Source organism: Pseudomonas sp. GD04058 (assembly GCF_029836855.1).
Lineage (GTDB): Bacteria > Pseudomonadota > Gammaproteobacteria > Pseudomonadales > Pseudomonadaceae > Aquipseudomonas > Aquipseudomonas bharatica.
On record NZ_JAOECN010000035.1, the window covers coordinates 38,867 to 62,418 of the forward strand.

Below are 23,552 nucleotides of genomic sequence, written 5' to 3' on the forward strand. Positions count from 1 at the left end.
TGTCATGTCGGATCGCGCCAGAATTTGCCCCGCTCGCGCTCGCCACGCGCGCTGCCGAAGCTGCCCAGGCGCAGATGCACCGCACCGAGCACGGCGCTGTCGTAGACAGCGATATGCCGCGCGGCGTAGCGGGCCGTTACCAGCGGCGACGGATGGCCGAAGCCATTGTGGCGACCACGGGAAACCAACACCCCGCGAGGCCGCAGCACATCCAGGAACGCGGCACTGGAGGAGGTCCGGCTGCCATGATGCGGCGCCTGCAGCCAATCCACCGGCCCGGCCTGGAAGCCTTGCAGCCAGGCCTGCTCCGCGAAGCGATCAATATCGCCGGCCAGCAGCAGGGTTTCACCGGACGCCTCCACCTTCAGGACGCAAGAGTGCTGGTTGCTGTCATCCGCGCCCTGCCATTGCCAGAGTGAAAAGCGCACTTCGTCCCACACCCAGACCTCGCCACTGGCGCAGGCATCGGCCGGCCAGGACGGATCCGGCTCGCCGGCAACCACCCGCCGCACCGGCAAGCCACGCTGCACTGCGAGGGCACCGCCGGCATGGTCGGCGTGGGCATGGCTGATCAACATCAGGTCCAGTCGGCGAATGCCAAGCTTGAGCAGGGTCGGCACCACCACCCGCTCGCCGAGATCCACATCGCCTCGCGCGGGACCGGCGTCGTAGAGCAAGGTGTGGTCCCGGGTGCGCAGAACGAACGCCTGCCCCTGGCCGACATCCAGTTGCCAGACATCCACCTGTCCCGGCGGAACGGCAGCTCTCGGGGTGAAGCCGGCCAGCAGCAACAGGGGCCAACCCAGTTGGCGCATCGGCAACCCTGCAGGCAGCAGCAACAGAAACGCGCCCAAGCAGACCAGCAGCCAGCTCCACAGCGGCAATGCCGGTGGAATCCAGGCCGGACGCCAGGCCGCCATCCAGCCGAGCAGATCGAACAACCATCCGAGCAAACCACCCGCCAGCCAGAGCAGCCCTTCGCCGACCAAGGGCAGCGGCAACAGCAAGGTTCCCGCCAGGGCCAGCGGCAGCACCAGGATGCTCAGCCAGGGCACCGCCACCAGGTTGGCCAGCGGCGCGCTGAGACTGACCGGCAAACCCAGCGCCAGCAGCGGCGGCAGCAGACCGATGGCGATGAACCATTGCATCCGCCCCCAGGCCGTCCAGATCGGCCAGCGTCCCAATCGACCGCCGAGCACCATGACCAGTACCGCAACGGCACCGAACGATAGCCAGAAGCCCGGCAACAGCGCTGCCAGCGGCTCGAACAACAGCACGCCGTTCAGCGCGACCAGCAACGGCCAGGCGACCCCGAGATGGCGAAAGCGCAAACGCCAGAGCAGCACGACCGCCAGCATAATGCAGGCACGCTGCACCGGGACCTGGAACCCGGCCAGCACGCCGTAGCCCAACGCAGCGGCGAACGCCAGCCCGCAGGCCCAGGGCAACCAGGGCTGGCGCTGCGGCCACCAGCCGAGGCGGAACAGGCCGACCACCAGCCCGTAGACCAAGCCGGCCAGCAAGCCGATATGCTGGCCGGAAATCACCAGCAGGTGCACGGTGCCGGTAGCTTGCAGGACGTTCCAGTCTTCCCGCGCCAGGCCGGCGCCATCGCCCAGCACCAGGGCCGCCAGCGCCGCCTCCCGGCCATTGGCCGGTGTCGCCAGCAACCGCTGGCGAATACCATCGCGCCAGGCACCACTGGCCGGCGCCGTGCGAACACCATCCTTGACCGAGCCCAGCCCGCCGATGCCCCGGGCCAGCAGCATCGCCTCGGCATCCGCGGCATGAGGATTGAGCAGGCCTTGCGGCCGTTTCAGATTGACCGCCAGGCGCCAGTGCTCGCCGCTGTTGAGCGCCGGGCCGTCCTGCCAGGTCAGGCGCAGGCGGCGCGGCAATTCGGCACGGCGTGATTGCGCGTCCTGCAACTCGAAGCGCACCCGCTGTCCACCCTGCTCCGGCAAACCGACCACCCGCCCCTCGATCCACAAGGTCCGGCCATCGAGCTGACGCGCCAGGCGATCATCCAGCGCGCTTTGTGCGCAGAGGCTGGACCAGCACACCCCGAAGAGGAAAAACGCCAGGGGGAACAAGCGCCGCCACAGGCAAACCAGGCACAGCACGGCGAGGACCGACAGCGTTCCGACGGACGGCAACGCGGTCAGAAAGATCGGACACAAAAGCCCGAGCGAGAGCGCCAACATCCCTGTGCGCATCGGTTGAACCCCGGATAAAACCATGACCTCGCAGGCTTAGCCTATGGCGAAGCGGGGCTCACTTATTAATTGTCACAAAGTCTGAATGGGCACAGTTTGTAATAGGTGCATACTTGCCCCTTCCGAACGCCGAGACCCCACATGCCGCGTCGACTTTTTAAACGCTACATGCCCGATCCGACGAGCATCCGGGAACATAAATCCTTACGTTTTCTCGGTCGGCTGCTGCATGACGCCAACCTCTGGCACTTGAACCGCCATTCGGTGGCCCGGGCCATGGCGGTAGGCCTGTTCGCCGCGTTCATTCCGATCCCGATGCAGATGCTGCTGGCCGCCAGCCTGGCGATCCTGGTGCGCGGCAACATGCCCATCGCCGTCAGCCTGGTCTGGCTGACCAATCCCATCACCATGCCCCCGGTGTTCTACTGCACCTACCAGATGGGCGCCTGGCTCATGGGCATTCCTCCACGCACCCTGCCCGAGGAAATCACCTTCGACTGGATCACCGAGCAGTTGTCGACCCTGTGGCAACCCTTCCTGCTCGGCTCGGTGGTCTGCGGGCTGCTGCTGGGCGCCCTCGCCTACTGCCTGACCATGCTCTATTGGCGCTGGTGGGTGGGCAGGCAGTGGCGCCGGCGCAAGGCGAGATCAGCTGCGCATTCCGCGCCCACTGACCAGTAGCCGGACGCAGCCGAAATACAGCACGGCGGTGGCGATCAGCATGAAGGTGATGGCCACGCCGATGCGGATGTCGGACACGCCGAGGATGCCATAGCGGAAAGAATTGACCATGTGCAGCACCGGGTTGGCCAGCGACACGGTCTGCCAGAACGGCGGCAGCAGGTTGATCGAGTAGAACACCCCGCCCAGGTAGGTCAGCGGCGTCAGGACGAAGGTCGGAATGATCGAGATATCGTCGAAATTCCGCGCGAACACCGCATTGATGAAGCCGAGCAGCGAGAAGATGGTCGCGGTGAGCAGCACCACCAGCACGGTGATGCCCAGGTGATGCACCTGCAGATGGGTGAAGAACAGCGACAGCAGCGTCACGATCACTCCGACTGCAAGCCCGCGCAGGACACCGCCCAGGGTGTAGCCGATCAGGATGGTGTGCGGCGACACCGGCGAGACCATCAGTTCCTCGATCGAGCGCTGGAACTTGCTGCCGAAGAAGCTGGAAACCACGTTGCCGTAGGAGTTGGTGATCACCGACATCATGATCAGGCCCGGCACGATGTACTCCATGTAGCTGAAGCCGCCCATGTCGCCGATCTGGCGGCCGATCAGGTTACCGAAGATCACGAAGTACAGGACCATGGTAATCGCCGGCGGCAGCAGGGTCTGCGGCCAGATCCGGGTGAAACGGCGTACTTCGCGGTAGACGATGGTGTTGAGGGCGACCAGGTTGGCGCGCAGTTCCGAACTCATATCGCCACCTTGGACAGATTCTTTTCAACCAGGGACACGAACAGCTCCTCGAGACGGTTGGTCTTGTTGCGCAGGCTGGTCACTTCGATGTTCTGCAAAGCCAGCTGAGTGAACAGCGCAGTGATGCCTGCATCCTTGTCCACCTGGACTTCCAAGGTATGGGCATTGATAAGGCGACACGGGTAGCCGGCCAGTTGCGGAGCCTGGGTCAGGTCATGGCGCAGGTCGAGGACGAAGGTTTCGACATGCAGCTTGCCCAGCAACTGGCGCATGCTGGTGTTCTCGACGATGGTGCCGTGGTCGATGATGCCGATGTTGCGGCACAGCTGCTCGGCCTCCTCCAGGTAATGGGTGGTAAGGATGATGGTAATGCCCTGCTGGTTCAGCTCGGTGAGGAAACTCCACATCGACCGGCGCAGCTCGATGTCGACACCGGCGGTGGGCTCGTCGAGGATCAGCAGGCGCGGCTGATGGATCAACGCCCGGGCGATCATCAGGCGGCGCTTCATGCCGCCTGACAGCGAGCGGGAAGGCACGTCGCGCTTTTCCCACAGGCCCAGCTGGGTCAGGTACTGCTCGGCGCGCTCCTTGGCGACCTTCGCCGGAATGCCGTAGTAACCCGCCTGGGTCACGACGATGTCGAAGGTCTTTTCGAACTGGTTGAAGTTGAACTCCTGGGGCACCACGCCGATGCTGCGCTTGAGCGCGGCAGGCTGGCGATCAAGGTCATGCCCGAAGACACTGACGCTGCCGCTGGTCTTGTTCACCAGGGTCGAAAGAATGCCGATGGTGGTGGATTTGCCGGCACCGTTGGGGCCCAGCAAGGCAAAGAAGTCGCCCTCGGCGACATCCAGGTCGATGCCCTTGAGGGCCTGGAAGCCATTGCCGTAGGTCTTGGTTAGCTGCCGAATGGACAGGGCTGAACTCATGGCGGGTCCGCGTACCTTTGGAATTGTTCGGGAAATCTGCCTAGCCGGGCATACCGGCCAGGAGAAATGCGGCCATGGTGCTCACCTTGGCCGCACAAGTACAGTCAACTCTATCGATATTAACTATCACATCGAGCGAAACGATCAGGTCAACGCGGTCATCACCGCCGCCTGGTAGGCCGGGCGTTCGCGCAGACGATCGTACCAGGCGCGCAGATGACGCATCTGCGGACGCTCGATGGGCATCTCGAACCAGGCGTAGACGAAGCAGCCCAAGGGGATGTCGCCCATGCCCACTTCCTGACCGGACAGGAACGGCTGGGAGGCCAGGGCCTCGTCGGCGATCGACAACAAGTGTGCACAGGCCTTCTGCGCCGCGTTGATCGCCACCCAGTCCTGCTGGTCCGGTGGCGTACGCAGGATGCCCCAGAACAGGGGGCGGAACGGCGTGGCCAGGGACGAGGTGGTCCAGTCCATCCATTTCTCCGCCTTGGCCCGCACCACCGGATCCTCGGGATACCAGGAGGTACCGGGAGCGTACCTGGCACCCAGGTAGCGCACGATAGTGTTGGACTCCCATAGCACCAGCCCGTCGTCCTCTATCGTTGGCACCACACCATTGGGATTGAGTGCGCGGTAGTGCGGCTCGTTGACCACGCCGAACGCTCCACCGGCATCCACCGCCTCGTACTGCAACCCCAGCTCCTGCGCGCACCACAGCACCTTGCGTACGTTGCTGGAATTTTTCCGACCCCAGATCTTGAGCATTTTTACATCCTGTTACCTGCGAGGGAGGCCCAGTCTACCCCAGCTCGCTGCCCAGGCAACCGCCGCCGAACTCCTTTGGAAAGGACCTGTCACTGTTCAGACGAGGCCGTTGCGCAGAGACCGACTACGCTCTGACGGATGTCCTGACACGTGAAAGGTTTCCAGGAGGAAAGACTATGTTGCTGTTGTGGTTGCTTGTGCTCGTACTCGGGGCCGCCTGGCTCGCGCATCGCCGTACCCCCGCCCTGCCCGCCCTGGCACTGGTGGCGGCCTATGTGATTGCCATGGGCATCTTTTCGCGGGCACCGGGCTGGCTGGTCTTCGTGCTGTTGCTGGTGGTCGCCGCCATCGCCGCGCCCCTGTTGCTTCCAGACCTGCGCCGCAAGCTGCTCACCGCGCCGCTGTTCGCCTGGTTCCAGCGCACCCTTCCGCCGATGTCGGTCACCGAGCGCGAAGCCATAGACGCCGGCACCGTGTGGTGGGACGGGGAACTGTTCAGCGGCCGCCCGAACTGGAACACCCTGCTGGGCTACTCGAAGCCTGAACTCACCGTGGAAGAACAGGCGTTCATCGACGGCCCCACGGAAGAACTCTGCGCCATGGTCAGCGACTGGCAGATCGGTCAGGACATGGACCTGCCAGCACAGGCCTGGGAGCACATCAAGACCCATGGATTCTTCGCCCTGATCATCCCCAAGGAGTACGGAGGCAAAGGTTTTTCCGCCTACGCCCATTCCCAGGTGGCGATGAAGCTGGCCACCCGCAGCGGTGACCTGGCCTCGACCGTGATGGTCCCCAACTCGCTCGGCCCAGCAGAATTGCTGCTGCATTACGGTACTGATGAGCAGCGCAACCACTACCTGCCGCGCCTGGCCCGTGGCGAAGAAATTCCCTGTTTCGCCCTGACCGGCCCGCTGGCCGGCTCCGACGCCGGTGCAATGCCGGACACCGGGATCATTTGCAAAGGCCAATGGAAAGGCGAAGAAGTCATCGGCCTGCGCCTGAACTGGGAAAAGCGCTACATCACCCTCGGACCTGTCGCAACCCTGCTCGGCCTGGCCTTCAAGGCATACGACCCCGAGCACCTGCTGGGCGAGGAAGACGAACTGGGCATCAGCCTGGCGCTGATCCCCACCGACACGCCCGGCGTCGAGATCGGCAAGCGCCACCTGCCCCTCGGCGCGGCGTTCATGAACGGCCCCAACGAAGGCAAGGACGTGTTCATCCCGCTGGACTTTCTCATCGGCGGCCAGGCCATGCTCGGCAAGGGCTGGATGATGCTGATGAACTGCCTGTCGGTAGGCCGGTCGATCTCGCTGCCGGCCGTGGGTACCGGCGCGGCCAAGTTCACCAGCCTGGTCAGTGGCCAGTACACCCGGATCCGCGAACAGTTCAACGTGCCCCTGGCGGCCTTCGAAGGCATCCAGGAATCCCTGGCGCGCATCGGCGGCAACGCCTGGCTGATGGACAGCGCCCGCCTGCTCACCGCCAAGGCGGTGGACCTGGGCGAAAAGCCCTCGGTGCTGTCGGCGATCCTCAAGTACCACCTTACCGAGCGCGGCCGCGAGTGCATCCAGCACGCCATGGATATCCACGGCGGCAAGGGCATCATCATGGGCCCGAACAACTACCTGGGCCGCAACTGGCAGGGGGCGCCGATCTTCATTACCGTGGAGGGTGCCAACATTCTTTCGCGTAACCTGATGATCTTCGGCCAGGGCGCGATCCGCTGCCATCCGTTCGTGCTCAAGGAGATGGCCCTGGCCGGACGCGAGGACCGTGATCAGGCGCTGCGTGAATTCGACCGGTTGCTGATGCAGCATATCGGTTTCGCCGTCGGCAATGCGGCAAGTACCCTGGTGCTGGGGCTGGGCCTCGGGCATTTCGAGAAAGTCCCCGGCGACCCGCTGAGCCAGGGCTACTTCCGCGCGTTGAACCGCCAGGCCGCAGCCTTTGCCCTGCTTGCCGACCTGTGCATGATGCTGCTCGGTGGCGAACTTAAACGCCGGGAGCGCCTGTCGGCGCGCCTGGGTGATGTTCTCAGCTACCTGTACCTGGGTTCGGCAGCGCTCAAGCGCTACCACGACCTGAATTCCCCTTCGCATCTGCAACCCCTGCTGCGCTGGGCCATGGAAGAAAGCCTCGGCCAGGCGGAACAGGCGCTGGACCGGCTGCTCGACAACTTCCCCAACCGCCTGCTCGGCTGCGCGTTGCGCCTGGTGGTGTTCCCGTTTGGCCGCCGGCATACAGGGCCAAGCGACGAACTGGACGCGGAAATCGCCGAACTGATCGGTCGCAGTGCCGGGGACCCGGCGCTGGAAGCGCTGCTCGACGGCTGCTACCGCCCGACCGATCCAGAAGATCCGGTAGGCGCGCTGCAGCACGCCAGCCAGTTGCTGGGCGACAGTGCCGACGCCCACAAGAACCTGCGCCATGCCCTGAAAAACGGAGAATTCACAGTCGATGCCGGCGAGTCGCTGATCGACGCGGCGCTGCGCAGCGGTGCGCTGGACACGGCACAAGCGGAAAAACTGCGTGAGGCCGAAGCGGCGCGGCGCAAGGTCATCGATGTCGATGCCTTCACCAAGGAGGAACTGCTACCGAGCGCCGGCAAGGTGCGCTGATCGTCATCCGACCGGGACATCGGGCGCGGGGGGCCTTATACTCCCGCGCCCGTTTTTGCTTTAGAGGATCGCCCGCATGGCCAATGCACACCTGGACTACCACCTTGTCCTGCTCAAACACCTGCGCAGCATCCTCGCCGCCCTGGGCGAAGCCGAGCAGGTACCGGAAGAGAGCCACGCCCTGTTCCTCGAACGCTTCGACGAACTGCTGGAACAACTGCCGCAGGACCCGCTGGAAAGCCAGTACCTGGGCCAGGACCTGATGTGCCAGGTCATCCAGCGTTATCCACAGATCGCCCACCTGGTACCGCGGGACCTGCTGTGGTTCTTCGGTGGTGATTGCCTGCACTTCATGCCGGATGAAGAACTGGATCTGTACCAGGAGCTGGAAGAACGCCGTTACGCTGCTGAGCAGAACGACGAGCCGTTCGACTGGAACCAGGAAAAGCAGTTGCTGAGCATGTCCGAGCAGGACAGCAAGCACTGAAAAGTGTGGGAGCTGGCTTGCCAGCTCCCACAGGGTCCGCGCCGCGTTTTGAATTGTGTTTTTAAGCAGAAACGAAAAAAGGACCCGAAGGTCCTTTTTTCCTGGCTACCCGACCCGAAGATCCAGTAGCGCCATATTTGGAGCGGGAAACGAGACTCGAACTCGCGACCCCGACCTTGGCAAGGTCGTGCTCTACCAACTGAGCTATTCCCGCATATTGGCGTCCCCTAGGGGACTCGAACCCCTGTTACCGCCGTGAAAGGGCGGTGTCCTAGGCCACTAGACGAAGGGGACTCTTCCTGAAACAAGCAGTCGCTTGATTCAGTGACCAGTATCGAAAGCATGGGCTTCAAAACTGGATTTTTTACAAGTCCCGCCATGAAGGCGAAACCTTTGTAAATTGGAGCGGGAAACGAGACTCGAACTCGCGACCCCGACCTTGGCAAGGTCGTGCTCTACCAACTGAGCTATTCCCGCATTGGCGTCCCCTAGGGGACTCGAACCCCTGTTACCGCCGTGAAAGGGCGGTGTCCTAGGCCACTAGACGAAGGGGACACGCTACAACTTTTCACTTCCTGCCGCGTTTCGCTGTGTGCTTTACGCTGCAAGTGGCGCGCATTCTAGGGGGGCTTTTCAGGGTCGTCAACCCCAAATTAGAAATTTATTTAAATCAATGACTTCGGGCGGTTTTCAGACCCCCAAAAGGCCTGTGCCCTGTTGAATTGTCCGACGCTGCCGACAAAGAAAAAGCAGGGAATGAGTTGTCCAACTGTGACTCACGGCAAATTGCCATCAATCCCCGGCCGGCTTCTGCCAAACTGCTCTATCCGGGCAAATGGGAAGCCACTACACTCAATCGGTATACCTGACTGACGAGGCGTGAACGGTGACACCACTAATGATTACCCTGCTTATAGTGGCGGGTATCGCCTTACTGATCGTGATCGGCTATCTCAACAACGTGGTCGAGAACAACAAGCTGGAACGCGCGCGACTAAAGGTCGAGCTGGCCGACCGCTTGCGGCGCGTGGGCGAGATCACCGAAACCTTTCCCGGCCAGCTGATGACCCCGGCCCTCAAGCTGCTGCTGACCCGCCTCGAACTCAACCTCAACCAGCGCCAGTTGGCCCTGGACAAGAACAACGACGCCATTCGCACGCGTATCGGCGAACTGGATACCCTGATCGCCCAGGGCGAATCGCTCCCGGTGACCAACCCGCCTTCGCCGATCCAGACCGAAGCCAAGGCCAAGGACATCCGCTTCCTGCTGGAGGCGCTGCACAGCCAGGTAGTGCGCGCCTGCCAGGAAGGCTTCCTGGCTACCAACGAAGCCAAGTACTGGGTCAAGGAAATCCGCCACATCCTGGTGGTGCTGCATATCGAGTTCTTCAATAACCTCGGCCAGGCCGCACTGCAGCAGAACCAGCCCGGGCATGCCCGCCTGGCCTTCGAGCGCGGTGTGCAGTACCTGCGCAAGCAACCGGAGCCCGCGCAATACCGGGAGCAGCTGGAATACATGGAAAAGATGCTGAACCGCGCCAATTCCATGGTCCTGGATACCATCGAACCGACCGCCGACGACACCAACGCTCTCACCGAGGGCTTGAAGACCGACGAAGAAGAAAACTGGAAGAAGAAAGTCATCTACGACTGATATCGTAGCTGTAGATTTCCGCTGTTGCTGATGGCCTCATCGCTGGCAAGCCAGCTCCCACAGGCACCGCAGGACACTGTGGGAGCTGCGGTGCGGCGGTCCGACTTGCCAGCGATGAGGCCATCAGCCCGGAATCAAATCTCGAGAATCAGCAATCCGTCGCCTGCAGGAAAATCTCCGCCAATCGCTCCAGCCCCGCCTGATCCTCCACGCCAAACCGCGCCAGCTTCGGACTGTCCAGGTCCAGCACACCAATCAGCCGACCGTCCTTGACCAGCGGAATCACCAGCTCGCTGTTGGACGCACTATCGCAGGCGATATGCCCGGGAAAGGCGTGCACGTCCTCGACCCGCTGGGTCTCCAGGCTTGCAGCTGCAGCGCCGCACACGCCACGCCCGAAGGCAATGCGCACGCAGGCCACCTGGCCCTGGAACGGGCCCAGCACCAGTTCACCATCCCGGTTCAGGTAAAACCCTGCCCAGTTCAGGTCATCGACCTGGTTGTACAGGAACGCGGAAAACTGCGCGGCATTGGCAATGAAGTCGCGCTCGCCGGAAAGCAAGGCTTCCAGCTGCGCCGCCAGCAGGGCGTAACCACCCAGTCCGGCGCCTGCCGCATTCAAATCGATCATTTGTGTTGCTCCAGCAGTTTGAGTCCGACCCAATAGCGGGCGAACTGATAGGCACAACGGCCATTACGGTTGCCGCGGCCGGTTGCCCAGCGGATCGCGGCCTTGTCCAGTTCTTCGTCGCGCTGCCAGACCAGGCCGGGGCCCTTGGCCAGCTGGCCTATCCAGTGCTCGACGACATTCAGGAAATGCTCCTGGCTGAACGGATAGAACGACAGCCACAGGCCGAAACGATCGGACAAGGCGATCTTGTCTTCCACCGCCTCGCTGGGATGCAGCTCGCCGTCGATCATCTTCCAGTTCTCGTTGTCGCTCTGCTTCTCCGGCACCAGGTGGCGGCGATTGGACGTGGCATACAACAGCACGTTGTCCGGCGCCTGTTCCAGGGAGCCGTCAAGTACGCTCTTGAGCACCCGGTAGTCGCCCTCCCCGGCTTCGAACGACAGGTCGTCGCAGAACAGCACGAAGCGCTGCGGCAGCCTTTGCAACTGTTCGACCACCCGCGGCAGGTCGGCGAGATGATCGCGCTCGATCTCGATCAGGCGCAGACCGGCGCCGGCATGTTCTGCCAGCAAGGCACGCACCAGCGACGACTTGCCGGTACCGCGCGAACCCCACAGCAGTGCATGGTTGGCCGGCATGCCATCGAGGAACTGCCGGGTGTTGCGTCCAAGCTGTTCACGTTGCTGATCGACACCGATCAGGTCGGACAGGCGGATGTCCAGGCTCACTTCCAGCGGCAGGAGAAAACCGCTGCGTCCATCGCGCTGCCAGCGCGCCGCCAGGCACAGGTTCCAGTCGATGTCCGGGCGCGGCATCGGCAACAAGGGTTCGAGACGCGCCAATACGGTTTCGGCACGTTCGAGAAACGCATTCAATCGGGAGTCCACGGGAATTCCTCGGTCAGATTCAGGCATTAACGAGCGAGCTGAATGTGTGACAGTACATGCCAGCAGCCGGGGTTGATCGGCTATGCTTGCGCAGCGCATGGAATGTGGAACTGGCTCGGGACCATGGATATCAAGTTCACCAATCGCCTGTCGTACAAGCAAGCCCGGCTGACCGTCCTCGTCGGCTTCATCCTGGGAACCTTGCTCAGTCTCATCCAGATAGGCATCGATTATGCCAGCGAAGACGCTTCCATCAACCGCGAGATGCAAGCGCTGCTGGATATCAGCCACAACACCGCCTCGCGCATCGCCTACAACATCGATGCCGAACTGGCCCAGGAGCTGACCCTCGGCCTGCTGCAATCCCCGGCCATCGTCCGTGCCCGGCTGGTCGACAACAACGATACCGTGCTCGCCGATATGCAGCGCCCCCGCGAGGAAAGCACCTACCGGGCCATCAGCGACTTCCTGTTCGGCAACAACCGCGAATTTCGCAACCGCCTGTATCTCAGCCATATGCCCGACGAGTACCTGGGCACCCTTTATATCGATGTCGATACCTTCGCCTTCGGCAGCCGCTTTCTCAAACGGGCGGAAGTCACCCTGCTCAACGGCTTCGTGCGCAGCCTGGTATTGACCGGGATTCTCCTGGCGCTGTTCTACATGATGCTGACCAAGCCGCTGGTGCGGGTGATCAGTGCCCTGAGCAACAGTGACCCGCGCAACGGCGCGCAAGGCAAGCTGCCCTTTCCGGTGGGCCACGAAGACGACGAAATCGGCGTGCTGGTCAGGGTTGCCAACCAGCAGTTCGTCACCATGGCCACCGAGATCCAGCAGCGGCGCAACGCGGAAAACCGCCTGACCGATTACCTCAACCAGCTGGAGAACATCGTTTCGGCGCGCACCAACGAACTCAAGGCCAGCAACAACCGCCTGAGCCAGTCCAACCTGGAACTGGAAGACGCCCGCCGCCGCGCCCTCGACATGGCCCAGGCCCGCGCCGCCTTCCTGGCCAACATGAGCCACGAGATCCGCACGCCGCTCAACGGCCTGCTGGGCATGATCGCGCTGTCGCTGGACAGCCCGCTGACCACCGAGCAGCGCCAGCAACTGTCGATTGCCCACGACTCGGGCAAGGTGCTGGTGGAGTTGCTCAACGATATCCTCGACCTGTCCAAGTTCGATGCTGGCCAGCTGGAATTGGAGCGGATTCCCTTCGACCTTGGCACGCTGGTGGAAGACACCGCCAACCTGCTGTCGCAGAACACCGCGCCGAACGTCGAGCTGACCTGCCTGATCGATCCCGGATTCCCCTCGATGGTGCTGGGCGACCCGACCCGGGTCAGGCAGATTGTCAGCAACCTGCTATCCAATGCCCTCAAGTTCACCCGCTTCGGTCGGGTCGACGTGCGCTTGAGCGCGCAAAGCGGCGGCGTGCGCATCGATGTCTGCGATACCGGCATAGGCATCGCCCCGGAAGCCCAGAGCCGTATCTTCCAGCCTTTCACCCAGGCCGGCGCCGGTATCACCCGGCAATACGGTGGCACCGGCCTCGGCCTGACCCTGACCAACAACCTCTGCGAAGCCATGCAAGGGCGCTTGAGCATCAGTTCCGAGACAGGTTTCGGCAGCCAGTTCAGCGCCGAGCTGCCATTGCCCGGCCATACCGCAGCGGTCATGCCGGAGCCGCTGCACGGCCAGGTGGTCGCCATCAGCAACGCCAAAAGCGGCCTGGCCGAGCTGCTGCATACCTTGCTGCCTCGCTGGGGCCTGCACTATCGGCGCCTGGATTCGCTGGACGATCTCGGCGGCGAAGCCCCCGACCTGCTGATTACCGATGACCTGGACTGCGTTCTGACCCTGCGTCCGGCGAGCAAGGCCCCGATCCTGCTGGTTACCGCCTACGGCAACTTTCTTCCCGGCGAGCAGGCCGCGAGCCTGGCTCCGCTGCAACAACAGGCCAGGCCACTGGCTCGCAGCGCGCTGTACCAGGCCTTGCGCCGGGTACTGACGCGGGCGGACGAAGGCGTCCAGGTCAAGCAGCCCGACCAACCGAAAGATGTGTCGCGGGGGCGGATCCTGCTGGTGGAGGACAACCCGGTCAACCAACTGGTAGCCAAGGGCATGCTGGCCAAGCTGGGCTGCGAAACGAGCGTCGCCGCCCACGGTGCCGAAGCCCTGGAGCAACTGGAGCAAGAACAGTTCGACCTGGTCCTGATGGACTGCAACATGCCAGTAATGGACGGCTACGAGGCCAGCCGCCGCATTCGCCAGAGCGGGCGCTGGCCGAACCTGCCGATCGTCGCCCTGACGGCCAACGCCATGCCCGAGGAGCGCGAGCGGTGCCGCGCTGCGGGCATGAACGATTATCTGGCCAAGCCGTTCCGGCGCGAGGAGCTGGAGGCCATGATCGACCACTGGGCCCCGCCGCAGATCACTTGAGCAGCGCCTCGATGCTGGCGTTCAAGGCTTCGGGCTTGGTAGTAGGGGCATAACGGCTGACGGTGCCGGTCTTCGGGTCGAGGAGGAACTTGGTGAAGTTCCACTTGATGCCCTGGGAGCCCAGCAGGCCGGGCGCGCGCTTCTTCAATTCGACGAACAGCGGGTGGGCGCCCGGGCCGTTGACATCGACCTTGCGAAACAGCGGGAAGCTGACGCCGAAGTTCAGCTCGCAGAACTGCGAGATCGCCCGCTCATCCCCCGGTTCCTGCTTGCCGAACTGGTTGCAGGGAAACCCGAGCACCACCAGGCCGCGCTCGCGGTAGTCTTGCCAGAGCTTTTCCAGCCCCTTGTACTGTGGGGTGAAACCGCACTGGCTGGCGGTATTGACGATCAGCACGGCCTTGGCCGGAAAGTCCGCCAGGGTCTTCTGCTCGCCCTTGATGGTGGTGCAGGGGATGTCCAGCAAAGCCATATGACGCTCCTTTCATGCAAGGCGCCGTTCAGCGCGGTTCCAGTTCCAGGCACACGGAATTGATGCAGTAACGCAGCCCGGTCGGCGGCGGGCCGTCCGGGAATACATGCCCCAGGTGCGCGTCGCAGCGCGAACAGGTGACTTCGGTACGGATCATGCCATGGGAGGTGTCGCGGATTTCGATCATCGCGCTGTCCTCGATCGGCTCGTAGAAGCTCGGCCAGCCGCAGCCGGAGTCGAACTTGGCGCGCGAGTCGAACAGCGGCGCGTTGCAGCAGATGCAATGGTAGATGCCATCGGTCTTCGTCGAGTTGTACTTTCCGCTGAACGGGCGTTCGGTGCCCTTCAGGCGACACACCTGGTACTGCGCGGGGTCGAGCATCGCGCGCCATTCTTCAAGGGTTTTCTCGATCTTTTCCATGGGCAGGCCTCGTCAAATAAAAAGCCCGTGCTGCTTCTTTTCGCCGGCACGGGCGAGACGTATCATTGCGCCTCAATTCAGGCAACAGTCTGGCACCCGGATTACCCGCATTTCAAACCTTTTCATGGCGCGGCAGGGTTTGTACGAACGCTGTTTTCGTACAAGGGCCAGGCGGCGATCTTTTCTTATCGGGATCACATCATGCAGGTCAGCAAATCGAACAAGCTCGCCAATGTCTGCTATGACATTCGCGGCCCGGTGCTCAAGCACGCCAAGCGCCTGGAGGAGGAAGGCCATCGCATCCTCAAGCTGAACATCGGCAACCCGGCACCCTTTGGTTTCGAAGCGCCGGAAGAAATTCTCCAGGACGTGATCCGCAATCTGCCGACCGCCCAGGGCTACAGCGACTCCAAGGGCCTGTTCAGCGCGCGCAAGGCCGTGATGCAGTACTGCCAGCAGAAACAGATCGAAGGCGTCGGCATCGAGGACATCTACCTCGGCAACGGGGTGTCCGAACTGATCGTGATGTCGATGCAGGCCCTGCTCAACAACGGTGACGAAGTGCTGATCCCGGCCCCGGACTACCCGCTGTGGACCGCCGCGGTGAGCCTGGCCGGCGGTCGCCCGGTGCATTACCTGTGCGACGAGGGCGCCGACTGGTTCCCTGACCTGGAAGACATCAAGGCGAAGATCACCCCGAACACCAAGGCCCTGGTGATCATCAACCCGAACAACCCGACCGGCGCCGTGTATTCGCGCGAAGTCCTGCTGGGCATGCTCGAACTGGCCCGCCAGCACAACCTGGTGGTGTTCTCCGACGAGATCTACGACAAGATCCTCTACGACGAAGCGGTCCATGTGAGCACTGCGTCCCTCGCTCCGGACCTGCTGTGCCTGACGTTCAACGGCCTGTCCAAGTCCTACCGGGTCGCCGGTTTCCGCTCGGGCTGGCTGATCATTTCCGGGCCCAAGCAACACGCCCAGAGCTATATCGAAGGCCTGGACATCCTCGCCAACATGCGCCTGTGCGCCAACGTGCCCTCCCAGCACGCAATCCAGACCGCACTTGGCGGCTATCAGAGCATCAACGACCTGGTCCTGCCGCCGGGCCGCCTGCTGGAGCAGCGCAACCGCACCTGGGAACTGCTCAATGACATTCCGGGCGTCAGCTGCGTCAAGCCCATGGGCGCGCTCTACGCCTTCCCGCGGATCGACCCGAAGGTCTGCCCGATCTTCAACGACGAGAAATTCGTGCTCGACCTGCTGCTCTCGGAAAAACTGCTGGTCGTCCAGGGTACCGCCTTCAACTGGCCGAGCCCGGATCACTTCCGCGTGGTGACCCTGCCACGGGTCGATGATCTTGAGCAGGCCATCGGGCGCATCGGAAATTTCCTGAAGTCCTACCGGCAGTAACCTACAGTCATACCTGTGTGGGAAAAGACGCAGGTATCGACCCTCCCCACGTCAGAATTTTCGCCCCGCGGCTCTGAGCCGCGGGTTGGGTCGGTGTACCTGGCTGTCAGACACGTACACAGTTTGAAATAGTCCCCCAGTTGAATCGCCACCAAGCGCACCTTATATAGCCGCATACGCTACATATCTATCCGTCTGGAGAACGTAACAACCATGATGCGCATTTTGCTGTTCGTAGCCACCAACCTCGCGGTCGTGCTGGTTGCCAGCATCACCCTGAGCCTGTTCGGCTTCAACGGGATCATGGCGGCCAACGGCGTCGACCTGAAGCTCGACTCGTTGCTGGTGTTCTGTGCCGTGTTCGGCTTTGCCGGCTCGCTGATCTCGCTGTTCATCTCCAAGTGGATGGCGAAGATGAGCACCGGTACGCAGATCATCAGCCAGCCGCGTACCCGCCACGAGCAATGGCTGCTGCAAACCGTCGAGGAGCTGTCCCGCAATGCCGGCATCAAGATGCCGGAAGTGGGTATCTTCCCGGCCTACGAGGCCAACGCCTTCGCCACCGGCTGGAACCGCAACGATGCCCTGGTCGCGGTCAGCCAGGGCCTGCTGGAGCGCTTCTCGCCCGATGAAGTGCGTGCCGTACTGGCCCACGAGATAGGCCACGTCGCCAACGGCGACATGGTTACCCTGGCGCTGATCCAGGGCGTGGTGAACACCTTCGTGATGTTCTTTGCGCGGATCTTCGGCAACTTCGTCGACAAGGTGATCTTCAAGAACGAAGAGGGCCAGGGAATCGCCTACTACATCGCGACCATCATCGCCGAGCTGGTCCTGGGCATCCTCGCCAGCATCATCGTCATGTGGTTCTCGCGCAAACGCGAATACCGCGCCGACGACGCCGGCGCCCGCCTGGCTGGTACCGGAGCGATGATCAGCGCCCTGCAGCGCCTGCGCTCGGAGCAAGGCGTACCGGTACAGATGCCGAGCACCCTGAATGCGTTCGGCATCAACGGCGGCCTGAAGCAGGGCCTGGCAGGCCTGCTGATGAGCCACCCACCGCTGGAAGACCGCATCGAAGCACTGCGTCGCCGCGGTTGATCGACGCCAGTAACAGGAAAGCCCGCTTAGGCGGGCTTTTTTGTGGAACATCGCGCCCCCCTGTGGGAGCTGGCTTGCCAGCGATTGCGGTGGTGAATTCACTATTGCAATCGCGGGTGAACCCGCTCCCACAGGGTCCGCTTACTCAGCTCCTCAAGGTGTAGGCCCGCTCCAGCAGGCTACCGACGCCCGCCTGCACGAACTTCCAGCTCTCACCAAGGATGTCCTGCACCGCCTCCTCGCTGACCAGCCAGCGCCCGGCAAACAATGCCCGGACCTCGTCATCGGCCACCGAGAACGGCGGGCCGTCCAGCTTCGACTGGTCATATTCCATCGTCACCAGCACACCCCGACAGCCCTTGGGCAGGATCGCACCCAAGTGCGCCACATAGCGCTGGCGCATCTCCGGCGGCAAGGCAATCAGCGCCGCACGGTCATACAGCCCCACGCAATCAGCCACATCCTCGGCCGTCAGTTCGAAGAAATCCCCGCACCAGATCTCCACGCCTTCACTGCGATAGCAACTGAAGGCCCCGTGCTGGTACCGCTCAGGTTGCAACTGCTGTTCGACAAAGAAGTCCTCCACCGCGCGCTGCGACAACTCCACCCCCAGCACCCGCAGCCCCTGCCCCGCCAGCCAGGCCAGGTCCAGGCTCTTGCCGCACAGGGGCACCAGCACCCGGCTGCCCGCGTCAATCGCCAGCGTTGGCCAATATCGCGCCAGGTAGGGGTTGACCTGGTCCTGATGGAATCCGATCTGATTGCGCTCCCAGCGCTTGTGCCAAAAATCCGCTTGCATGATGACTCCAGGATTTCGATCAAATAATGCGAAAACTTATATTGGAATTAGATCAATGATCTAGCTGAAGATGGTAGCCATCATACCCTTCAGGACGTTTGCGATGCTCCCAAGCCTGTTCATTTCCCATGGATCCCCCATGCTCGCCCTGGAACCCGGCGAAAGCGGCCCGGCCCTGGCGCGCCTGGCGGCCAGCCTGCCACGGCCGAAAGCCATCATCGTGGTTTCGGCGCACTGGGAAAGCCACGACCTGTGGGTCGCCAGCGCTGCGCGGCCAGCCACCTGGCATGACTTCGGTGGCTTCCCGCCCGCACTGTTCGCCGTGCAGTACCCGGCGCCCGGCGAGCCGCTGCTGGCCGAGCGGGTCGCCGGTCTGCTGAAGGACGCAGGCATGCCGGCCGGGCTCGATGGCAAACGACCTTTCGATCACGGCGCCTGGGTGCCGCTGTCCCTGATGTATCCGCAGGCCGATATACCGGTCGTGCAGGTGTCATTGCCGAGCCTGCGCGGTCCGGCCTTCCAGGAAAAAGTCGGGCGCGCCCTCGCCTCGCTGCGGGCTGAAGGTATTCTGCTGGTCGGCTCCGGCAGCATCACCCATAACCTGGGCGAACTGGACTGGCGCGCAACCGATAATGGTTCGACACCCTGGGCACTGGCGTTCCGTGACTGGATGGTGGAGAAGCTGGCGGCAGATGATGGCGATGCGTTGCTGGATTACCGCAGGCAGGCGCCGTTTGCAGCACGCAATCATCCGAGCGATGAGCATCTGTTGCCGCTGTACTTCGCCCGGGGCGCCGGGAAGCGGTTCGGGATCGAGCACCAGGGGTTTACCCTTGGGGCGCTGGGGATGGATATCTACAGGTTCGACTGAAGCTTTGCTGTGTTTCTGATGGCCTCATCGCTGGCAAGCCAGCTCCCACAGGGATCCGTGTGCACCGCTACTGACAGGCAAAAAAAATCCCCGAACCAGTCGGGGATTTTTCATTCAGCCGAGGATCAATCCTCGCGATAACGGCGCAGTTTCAGCTGCTTGCCGGCAACGCGGGTGTCCTTGAGCTTGGCCAGCAGGCGATCCAGGCCTTCTTCCGGCAGCTCGACCAGGCTGAAGCTGTCGCGCACCTGGATGCGGCCGATGGCTTCGCGGGCCAGGCCGCCTTCGTTGAGGATGGCACCCAGCAGGTTCTTCGCGGCGATACCGTCACGCGCGCCCAGCGCGGTACGGCAACGGGCACGGCCTTCGCCCAGCGGCATCGGCGCACGACGCTCGCGCTCACCGCTACGCTCGGAACGCTCGCCACCGGTACGCTCACGCGGGGTGTAGCTCGGAACCAGCGGTTGTTCCTTCTCGACGGCTTCCAGGGTCAGGGCCTGACCGTTGGTGGCCTTGCGCAGCAGCGCAGCGGCCAGGGCACGCGGGCTGCAACCGATATCGGCGGTCAGGCGGTCCAGCAGGTCGCCATGGGTCGCTTCGGCATCGGCAACCAGCGGCGCCAGGCTGTTGGTCAGTTTCTTGATGCGCGCATCAAGGACAGCCTGAGCGTTCGGCAGGCGAACCTCGGCAACCTTCTGACCGGTCACACGCTCGATCACCTGCAGCATGCGGCGCTCGCGCGGGGTAACCAGCAGCAGCGCGCGGCCTTCACGACCGGCACGGCCGGTACGGCCGATACGGTGCACGTAGGACTCGGGGTCGTACGGCATGTCGACGTTGAAGACGTGGGTGATGCGCGGTACGTCCAGGCCACGGGCAGCGACGTCGGTAGCGACGACGATGTCCAGGCGACCGTCCTTGAGCGAGTCGATCACGCGCTCACGCTGGTTCTGGGCGATGTCGCCGTTCAGCGCGGCAGCCTTGTAGCCCTTGGCTTCCAAGGCGCTGGCCAGGTCCAGGGTGGCCTGCTTGGTACGCACGAAGGCGATCAGCGCGTCGAACTCTTCCACTTCCAGCAGACGCAGGACAGCGGAAACCTTCTGGTCGGCGTGGACCATCAGGTGTGCCTGCTCGATGGCGGTCACGGTCTGGGTCTTGCTCTGGATCTTGACGTGCTTCGGCTCACGCAGGTGGCGCTCGGCAATGGCACGGATCGAGGCTGGCAGGGTAGCCGAGAACAGAACGGTCTGGCGGCTTTCCGGCATGGCCTTGAAGATCACTTCGAGGTCGTCCATGAAGCCCAGCTTGAGCATTTCATCGGCTTCGTCGAGAACCAGGTGGTTCACGGTGGCCAGGACCTTCTCGTCACGACGCAGGTGGTCGCACAGACGGCCAGGAGTCGCCACGACGATCTGCGCGCCGTTGCGGATGGCTTTCAGTTGTGGGCCCATCGGGGCACCACCGTATACGGCTACCACGGTCACGCCCGGCATCTGCTTGGCGTAGGTTTCGAATGCGGTAGCGACTTGCAGCGCCAACTCACGGGTTGGCGCCAGGATCAGGGCTTGCGGCTCGCGCTTGCTCGGGTCGATGCGGTTCAGGATGGGCAGGGCAAAGGCGGCGGTTTTACCGGTACCGGTCTGCGCCTGACCGATCATGTCATGACCGGCGAGAATGATCGGGATCGATTGTTGCTGAATGGCGGACGGCTCTTCGTAGCCGGTAGCCAGAACGGCAGCAACAATATTCGGATTAAGATCGAGAGCGGCGAAGCCGCCGGTTTCCTGGGTCATGGGTCTGCCTCTAAGTGCATCCGCAAAGACCCATGCTCCAAAGCTGCGCATGCCTTGTAAGACCCGAGGGTCACCCTGGCAGCTTTGTCGGCGGGGATTTGCGAAAACGATTGAAGATAAAGAAAAGAACGTCCAGGAAGCGTCCGCGATGCGGACATGCAGCGAAGTTGACTTCGCAGAGCACTGCCTTGAACGAGGTCCGTTGAAAGACCGGCGCGCACTATACCTGAATTCGTTCGTTCGGTGAGAGGTTTTTTTCGGAAAACGACAGGCGCGAACCTTGAAACGACGCGCTTGAGGTACTTCGGCCTGCCTTGCCTGGATTTTCCGCTGAAACGTTTTACTCAGGTCGCCGGCCTGATCGCCTCGATCAGGTAGTGCAACGAGTACCCCAGGCGCGGCGCCAGGGCCTCGGCACGCGCGCGCAGCCCGGTGGTGTCGAGGGTCTGGTCGAGGTCGGCCGGCACCAGCAGGATCACGTTGCCCTCCTTCACCGGCAGTTCCCAGTAATGCCGCGAATACAGTCCACGCAGCAACGCCGCGCCCAATGGCCGGCCATCATCGCCGGCCCACTGGTTGATCACCAGCCAGCCGCCGGGATTCAGGCGTTTCTGGCATTCTTCGAGGAAGCCCCAGGCGAGATGGCCTACGCCCGGGCCGTGGTCGGTATACAGGTCGACGAAGATCAGGTCGGCCGGCTCGGCGCTGGGCAGCAGCTCGAGTGCATCACCAACCCGGATATACAGGCGCGGGTCATCGTCCAGCCCGAGGTATTCGATAGCCAGGCGCGGTACGTCCGGGCGCAGCTCGATGGCTTCGACGTCATCCAGCGGCAGGAACTTCAGGCACGCCTGGGTCAGGGTCCCGGCGCCAAGGCCGAGGAACAGCGCGCTCTCCGGCAGCTCATGGCACAGCGCCCCGACCAGCATGGCGCGGGTGTAGTCATACTCCAGCCAGCTGGGATCGGCGGTGAATACGCAGCTCTGCTCGATGGCCTCGCCGAATTCGAGAAAACGGTAGTCCTCGACCTCGTACACGCTGATGGTGCCAAACTGATCGTGCACCTGCGCCAGAAGACGCTCTTCGCGCTCTGTCATGCTGTCTCCCGGCAACCCTGGGTGCCTCGAAAAGCCGGCATTGTCCGTCAATGCGCGCAGTGCAACAAGGCGTGTGCCGGGTGATAGCATGGCGGGCATGCGTCTTCGCCTCAGCCAATAACCAACAGAGCCTGTGATGAGCCAACCCTGGAGTCCCGAAAGCTGGCGCGCCCTGCCGATCCAGCAGCAACCCGTCTACCCCGATGCCGCCCACCTGCTGAAGGTCGAGCAGACCCTGGCCAGCTACCCGCCGCTGGTCTTCGCCGGGGAAGCCCGCGAGCTGCGCCGCCAGTTCGCCGAGGTGACCCAAGGCCGCGCCTTCCTGCTCCAGGGCGGTGATTGCGCGGAAAGCTTCGCCGAGTTCTCCGCGGCGAAGATCCGCGACACCTTCAAGGTCCTGCTGCAGATGGCGATCGTCATGACCTTCGCCGCCGGCTGCCCGGTGGTGAAGGTCGGGCGCATGGCCGGGCAGTTCGCCAAGCCGCGCTCTGCCGGCGACGAAACCATCAATGGCGTGACCCTCCCCGCCTACCGCGGCGACATCGTCAACGGCATCGGTTTCGACGAGAAAAGCCGCGTGCCCGACCCGGAGCGCCTGTTGCAGTCCTACCACCAGGCGACTGCCACCCTGAACCTGCTGCGCGCATTCGCCCAGGGCGGTTTCGCCGATCTGCACCAGGTGCACAAGTGGAACCTGGACTTCATCGCCAATTCGGCCCTGGCCGAGAAATACAGCCAGTTGGCCGACCGCATCGACGAGACCCTGGCCTTCATGCGCGCCTGCGGCCTGGACACCGCACCACAACTGCGCGAGACCAGTTTCTTCACCGCCCACGAGGCGCTGCTGCTCAACTACGAACAAGCCTTCGTACGCCAGGACAGCCTGACCGGCGACTGGTTCGACTGCTCGGCACACATGCTCTGGATCGGCGACCGCACCCGCCAGCTGGACGGCGCCCATGTCGAGTTCCTGCGCGGGGTGAACAACCCGATCGGGGTCAAGGTCGGCCCGAGCATGAACACCGAGGAACTGATCCGCCTGATCGATATCCTCAACCCGGCCAACGACCCGGGGCGCCTCAACCTGATCGTGCGCATGGGTGCGGAGAAGGTCGGTGATCACCTGCCGGGGCTGATTCGCAGCGTCGAGCGCGAAGGCCGCCAGGTGCTGTGGAGCTCGGACCCGATGCACGGCAACACCATCAAGGCCAGCAGCGGCTACAAGACCCGGGATTTCGCGCAGATCCTCAGCGAGGTGAAGCAGTTCTTCCAGGTGCACCAGGCCGAGGGGACCCATGCGGGCGGAATCCATATCGAAATGACCGGGCAGAATGTCACCGAGTGCATCGGCGGGGCACGGCCGATCACCGAGGATGCGCTGTCGGACCGGTATCACACGCATTGTGACCCGCGGATGAATGCCGATCAGTCGCTGGAGCTGGCGTTCCTGATTGCAGAAACATTGAAACAGGTTCGCCGCTGATCATCTGCTTCCGGCAGATTTCGATTCCAACGCCGA

At 63.0% G+C, this 23,552-nt stretch carries 19 protein-coding genes, 4 tRNA genes and 1 pseudogene; 9 read left to right on the forward strand and 15 right to left on the reverse strand.

Annotated features, from left to right (window positions below):
- Positions 1-2: 2 nt before the first annotated feature.
- Positions 3-2,216, reverse strand: coding sequence for a DNA internalization-related competence protein ComEC/Rec2 (locus N7650_RS22690; protein WP_279900107.1), 2,214 nt, complete (start codon positions 2,214-2,216; stop codon positions 3-5).
- 141 nt (positions 2,217-2,357) lie between these two features.
- Between N7650_RS22690 and N7650_RS22695 the strand changes: the two genes are divergently transcribed.
- The gene (locus N7650_RS22695) at positions 2,358-2,897 is read left to right on the forward strand and encodes a DUF2062 domain-containing protein (RefSeq protein WP_037062198.1); all 540 of its coding nucleotides are present in this window, start codon (positions 2,358-2,360) and stop codon (positions 2,895-2,897) included.
- Here N7650_RS22695 and N7650_RS22700 read toward each other — a convergent pair.
- The 3 genes from N7650_RS22700 to N7650_RS22710 all read right to left on the reverse strand — a co-directional run bounded on the left by N7650_RS22700 (position 2,865) and on the right by N7650_RS22710 (position 5,341).
- Positions 2,865-3,644 (reverse strand): ABC transporter permease, encoded by a 780-nt coding sequence (locus N7650_RS22700; protein WP_279900109.1) that lies wholly within the window; start codon positions 3,642-3,644, stop codon positions 2,865-2,867. The genes N7650_RS22695 and N7650_RS22700 overlap by 33 nt on opposite strands.
- Entirely contained in the window at positions 3,641-4,573 is a 933-nt protein-coding gene (locus N7650_RS22705) for an ABC transporter ATP-binding protein (RefSeq protein ID WP_279900110.1), read from the reverse strand. The genes N7650_RS22700 and N7650_RS22705 overlap by 4 nt, the downstream gene beginning before the upstream one ends.
- Before the next feature lie 144 nt (positions 4,574-4,717).
- Positions 4,718-5,341, reverse strand: a complete 624-nt coding sequence (locus tag N7650_RS22710) for a glutathione S-transferase (protein WP_009394827.1) — start codon at positions 5,339-5,341, stop codon at positions 4,718-4,720.
- Positions 5,342-5,517: 176 nt separating this feature from the next.
- Between N7650_RS22710 and N7650_RS22715 the strand changes: the two genes are divergently transcribed.
- Positions 5,518-7,965 carry an acyl-CoA dehydrogenase gene (locus N7650_RS22715; RefSeq protein WP_279900111.1) on the forward strand — a complete coding sequence of 816 codons (2,448 nt, stop codon included), beginning with the start codon at positions 5,518-5,520 and terminating at the stop codon, positions 7,963-7,965.
- A gap of 76 nt (positions 7,966-8,041) precedes the next feature.
- On the forward strand, positions 8,042-8,452 hold the full coding sequence (locus N7650_RS22720; RefSeq protein WP_009398349.1) for a PA2817 family protein: 411 nt from the start codon (positions 8,042-8,044) through the stop codon (positions 8,450-8,452).
- A gap of 138 nt (positions 8,453-8,590) precedes the next feature.
- Here the strand turns inward: N7650_RS22720 and N7650_RS22725 are convergent.
- The 4 genes from N7650_RS22725 to N7650_RS22740 all read right to left on the reverse strand — a co-directional run bounded on the left by N7650_RS22725 (position 8,591) and on the right by N7650_RS22740 (position 9,007).
- Positions 8,591-8,666, reverse strand: a tRNA-Gly gene (locus tag N7650_RS22725).
- Between the two features lie 4 nt (positions 8,667-8,670).
- Positions 8,671-8,746, reverse strand: a tRNA-Glu gene (locus tag N7650_RS22730).
- Positions 8,747-8,853: 107 nt separating this feature from the next.
- Positions 8,854-8,929: transfer RNA gene (locus N7650_RS22735), tRNA-Gly, on the reverse strand.
- Between the two features lie 2 nt (positions 8,930-8,931).
- Positions 8,932-9,007 (reverse strand) — tRNA-Glu (locus tag N7650_RS22740).
- Positions 9,008-9,338: 331 nt separating this feature from the next.
- Between N7650_RS22740 and N7650_RS22745 the strand changes: the two genes are divergently transcribed.
- Positions 9,339-10,106 carry a hypothetical protein gene (locus N7650_RS22745; RefSeq protein WP_037059958.1) on the forward strand — a complete coding sequence of 256 codons (768 nt, stop codon included), beginning with the start codon at positions 9,339-9,341 and terminating at the stop codon, positions 10,104-10,106.
- Positions 10,107-10,254: 148 nt separating this feature from the next.
- On the opposite strand, the gene N7650_RS22750 is transcribed toward N7650_RS22745, so the two are convergent.
- Positions 10,255-10,737 carry a GAF domain-containing protein gene (locus N7650_RS22750; RefSeq protein WP_009398347.1) on the reverse strand — a complete coding sequence of 161 codons (483 nt, stop codon included), beginning with the start codon at positions 10,735-10,737 and terminating at the stop codon, positions 10,255-10,257.
- Complete coding sequence (locus tag N7650_RS22755) at positions 10,734-11,624, reverse strand: ATP-binding protein (protein WP_009398346.1); 891 nt, start codon at positions 11,622-11,624, stop codon at positions 10,734-10,736. Before N7650_RS22755 ends, N7650_RS22750 begins: the two co-directional genes overlap by 4 nt.
- Before the next feature lie 123 nt (positions 11,625-11,747).
- Between N7650_RS22755 and N7650_RS22760 the strand changes: the two genes are divergently transcribed.
- The gene (locus N7650_RS22760) at positions 11,748-14,066 is read left to right on the forward strand and encodes a response regulator (RefSeq protein WP_279900112.1); all 2,319 of its coding nucleotides are present in this window, start codon (positions 11,748-11,750) and stop codon (positions 14,064-14,066) included.
- On the opposite strand, the gene N7650_RS22765 is transcribed toward N7650_RS22760, so the two are convergent.
- Together N7650_RS22765 and msrB are read right to left on the reverse strand one after the other, a co-directional pair.
- Positions 14,059-14,538, reverse strand: a complete 480-nt coding sequence (locus N7650_RS22765) for a glutathione peroxidase (RefSeq protein WP_009398344.1) — start codon at positions 14,536-14,538, stop codon at positions 14,059-14,061. The two genes, N7650_RS22760 and N7650_RS22765, sit on opposite strands and share 8 nt — an antisense overlap.
- A gap of 28 nt (positions 14,539-14,566) precedes the next feature.
- Positions 14,567-14,959, reverse strand: coding sequence for a peptide-methionine (R)-S-oxide reductase MsrB (gene msrB / locus N7650_RS22770; protein ID WP_009398343.1), 393 nt, complete (start codon positions 14,957-14,959; stop codon positions 14,567-14,569).
- A gap of 201 nt (positions 14,960-15,160) precedes the next feature.
- Here msrB and N7650_RS22775 point away from each other — a divergent pair, with 201 nt between their 5' ends.
- Together N7650_RS22775 and htpX are read left to right on the forward strand one after the other, a co-directional pair.
- A complete protein-coding gene (locus tag N7650_RS22775; RefSeq protein WP_009398342.1) occupies positions 15,161-16,372 on the forward strand; it encodes a pyridoxal phosphate-dependent aminotransferase in 1,212 nt (403 codons plus the stop codon).
- Positions 16,373-16,585: 213 nt separating this feature from the next.
- Positions 16,586-17,473, forward strand: coding sequence for a protease HtpX (gene htpX, locus N7650_RS22780; RefSeq protein WP_009398340.1), 888 nt, complete (start codon positions 16,586-16,588; stop codon positions 17,471-17,473).
- Between the two features lie 145 nt (positions 17,474-17,618).
- Here htpX and N7650_RS22785 read toward each other — a convergent pair whose 3' ends face one another.
- Positions 17,619-18,272, reverse strand: coding sequence for a thiopurine S-methyltransferase (locus tag N7650_RS22785; protein ID WP_009398339.1), 654 nt, complete (start codon positions 18,270-18,272; stop codon positions 17,619-17,621).
- Between the two features lie 103 nt (positions 18,273-18,375).
- On the opposite strand from N7650_RS22785, the gene N7650_RS22790 reads away from it, so the two are divergent.
- On the forward strand, positions 18,376-19,143 hold the full coding sequence (locus N7650_RS22790) for a class III extradiol ring-cleavage dioxygenase (protein WP_279900115.1): 768 nt from the start codon (positions 18,376-18,378) through the stop codon (positions 19,141-19,143).
- 125 nt (positions 19,144-19,268) lie between these two features.
- Here N7650_RS22790 and N7650_RS22795 read toward each other — a convergent pair.
- Positions 19,269-20,970, reverse strand: a pseudogene (locus N7650_RS22795) (DEAD/DEAH box helicase).
- 310 nt (positions 20,971-21,280) lie between these two features.
- A complete protein-coding gene (locus N7650_RS22800) occupies positions 21,281-22,033 on the reverse strand; it encodes a spermidine synthase (RefSeq protein ID WP_279900116.1) in 753 nt (250 codons plus the stop codon).
- A 136-nt stretch (positions 22,034-22,169) separates the two neighbouring features.
- Between N7650_RS22800 and N7650_RS22805 the strand changes: the two genes are divergently transcribed.
- Complete coding sequence (locus tag N7650_RS22805) at positions 22,170-23,516, forward strand: 3-deoxy-7-phosphoheptulonate synthase class II (protein ID WP_279900118.1); 1,347 nt, start codon at positions 22,170-22,172, stop codon at positions 23,514-23,516.
- The last annotated feature ends 36 nt before the right edge of the window (positions 23,517-23,552 follow it).

Coding starts and splice junctions, on each gene's coding strand:
- msrB (WP_009398343.1), bottom strand. CDS start 14,959: ATGGAAAAGATCGAGAAAACCCTTGAAGAATGGCGCGCGATGCTCGAC.
- N7650_RS22695 (WP_037062198.1), top strand. CDS start 2,358: ATGCCGCGTCGACTTTTTAAACGCTACATGCCCGATCCGACGAGCATC.
- N7650_RS22715 (WP_279900111.1), top strand. CDS start 5,518: ATGTTGCTGTTGTGGTTGCTTGTGCTCGTACTCGGGGCCGCCTGGCTC.
- N7650_RS22785 (WP_009398339.1), bottom strand. CDS start 18,272: ATGCAAGCGGATTTTTGGCACAAGCGCTGGGAGCGCAATCAGATCGGA.
- N7650_RS22705 (WP_279900110.1), bottom strand. CDS start 4,573: ATGAGTTCAGCCCTGTCCATTCGGCAGCTAACCAAGACCTACGGCAAT.
- N7650_RS22760 (WP_279900112.1), top strand. CDS start 11,748: ATGGATATCAAGTTCACCAATCGCCTGTCGTACAAGCAAGCCCGGCTG.
- N7650_RS22690 (WP_279900107.1), bottom strand. CDS start 2,216: ATGCGCACAGGGATGTTGGCGCTCTCGCTCGGGCTTTTGTGTCCGATC.
- N7650_RS22765 (WP_009398344.1), bottom strand. CDS start 14,538: ATGGCTTTGCTGGACATCCCCTGCACCACCATCAAGGGCGAGCAGAAG.
- N7650_RS22710 (WP_009394827.1), bottom strand. CDS start 5,341: ATGCTCAAGATCTGGGGTCGGAAAAATTCCAGCAACGTACGCAAGGTG.
- N7650_RS22720 (WP_009398349.1), top strand. CDS start 8,042: ATGGCCAATGCACACCTGGACTACCACCTTGTCCTGCTCAAACACCTG.
- N7650_RS22800 (WP_279900116.1), bottom strand. CDS start 22,033: ATGACAGAGCGCGAAGAGCGTCTTCTGGCGCAGGTGCACGATCAGTTT.
- N7650_RS22775 (WP_009398342.1), top strand. CDS start 15,161: ATGCAGGTCAGCAAATCGAACAAGCTCGCCAATGTCTGCTATGACATT.
- N7650_RS22750 (WP_009398347.1), bottom strand. CDS start 10,737: ATGATCGATTTGAATGCGGCAGGCGCCGGACTGGGTGGTTACGCCCTG.
- N7650_RS22700 (WP_279900109.1), bottom strand. CDS start 3,644: ATGAGTTCGGAACTGCGCGCCAACCTGGTCGCCCTCAACACCATCGTC.
- N7650_RS22805 (WP_279900118.1), top strand. CDS start 22,170: ATGAGCCAACCCTGGAGTCCCGAAAGCTGGCGCGCCCTGCCGATCCAG.
- N7650_RS22790 (WP_279900115.1), top strand. CDS start 18,376: ATGCTCCCAAGCCTGTTCATTTCCCATGGATCCCCCATGCTCGCCCTG.
- htpX (WP_009398340.1), top strand. CDS start 16,586: ATGATGCGCATTTTGCTGTTCGTAGCCACCAACCTCGCGGTCGTGCTG.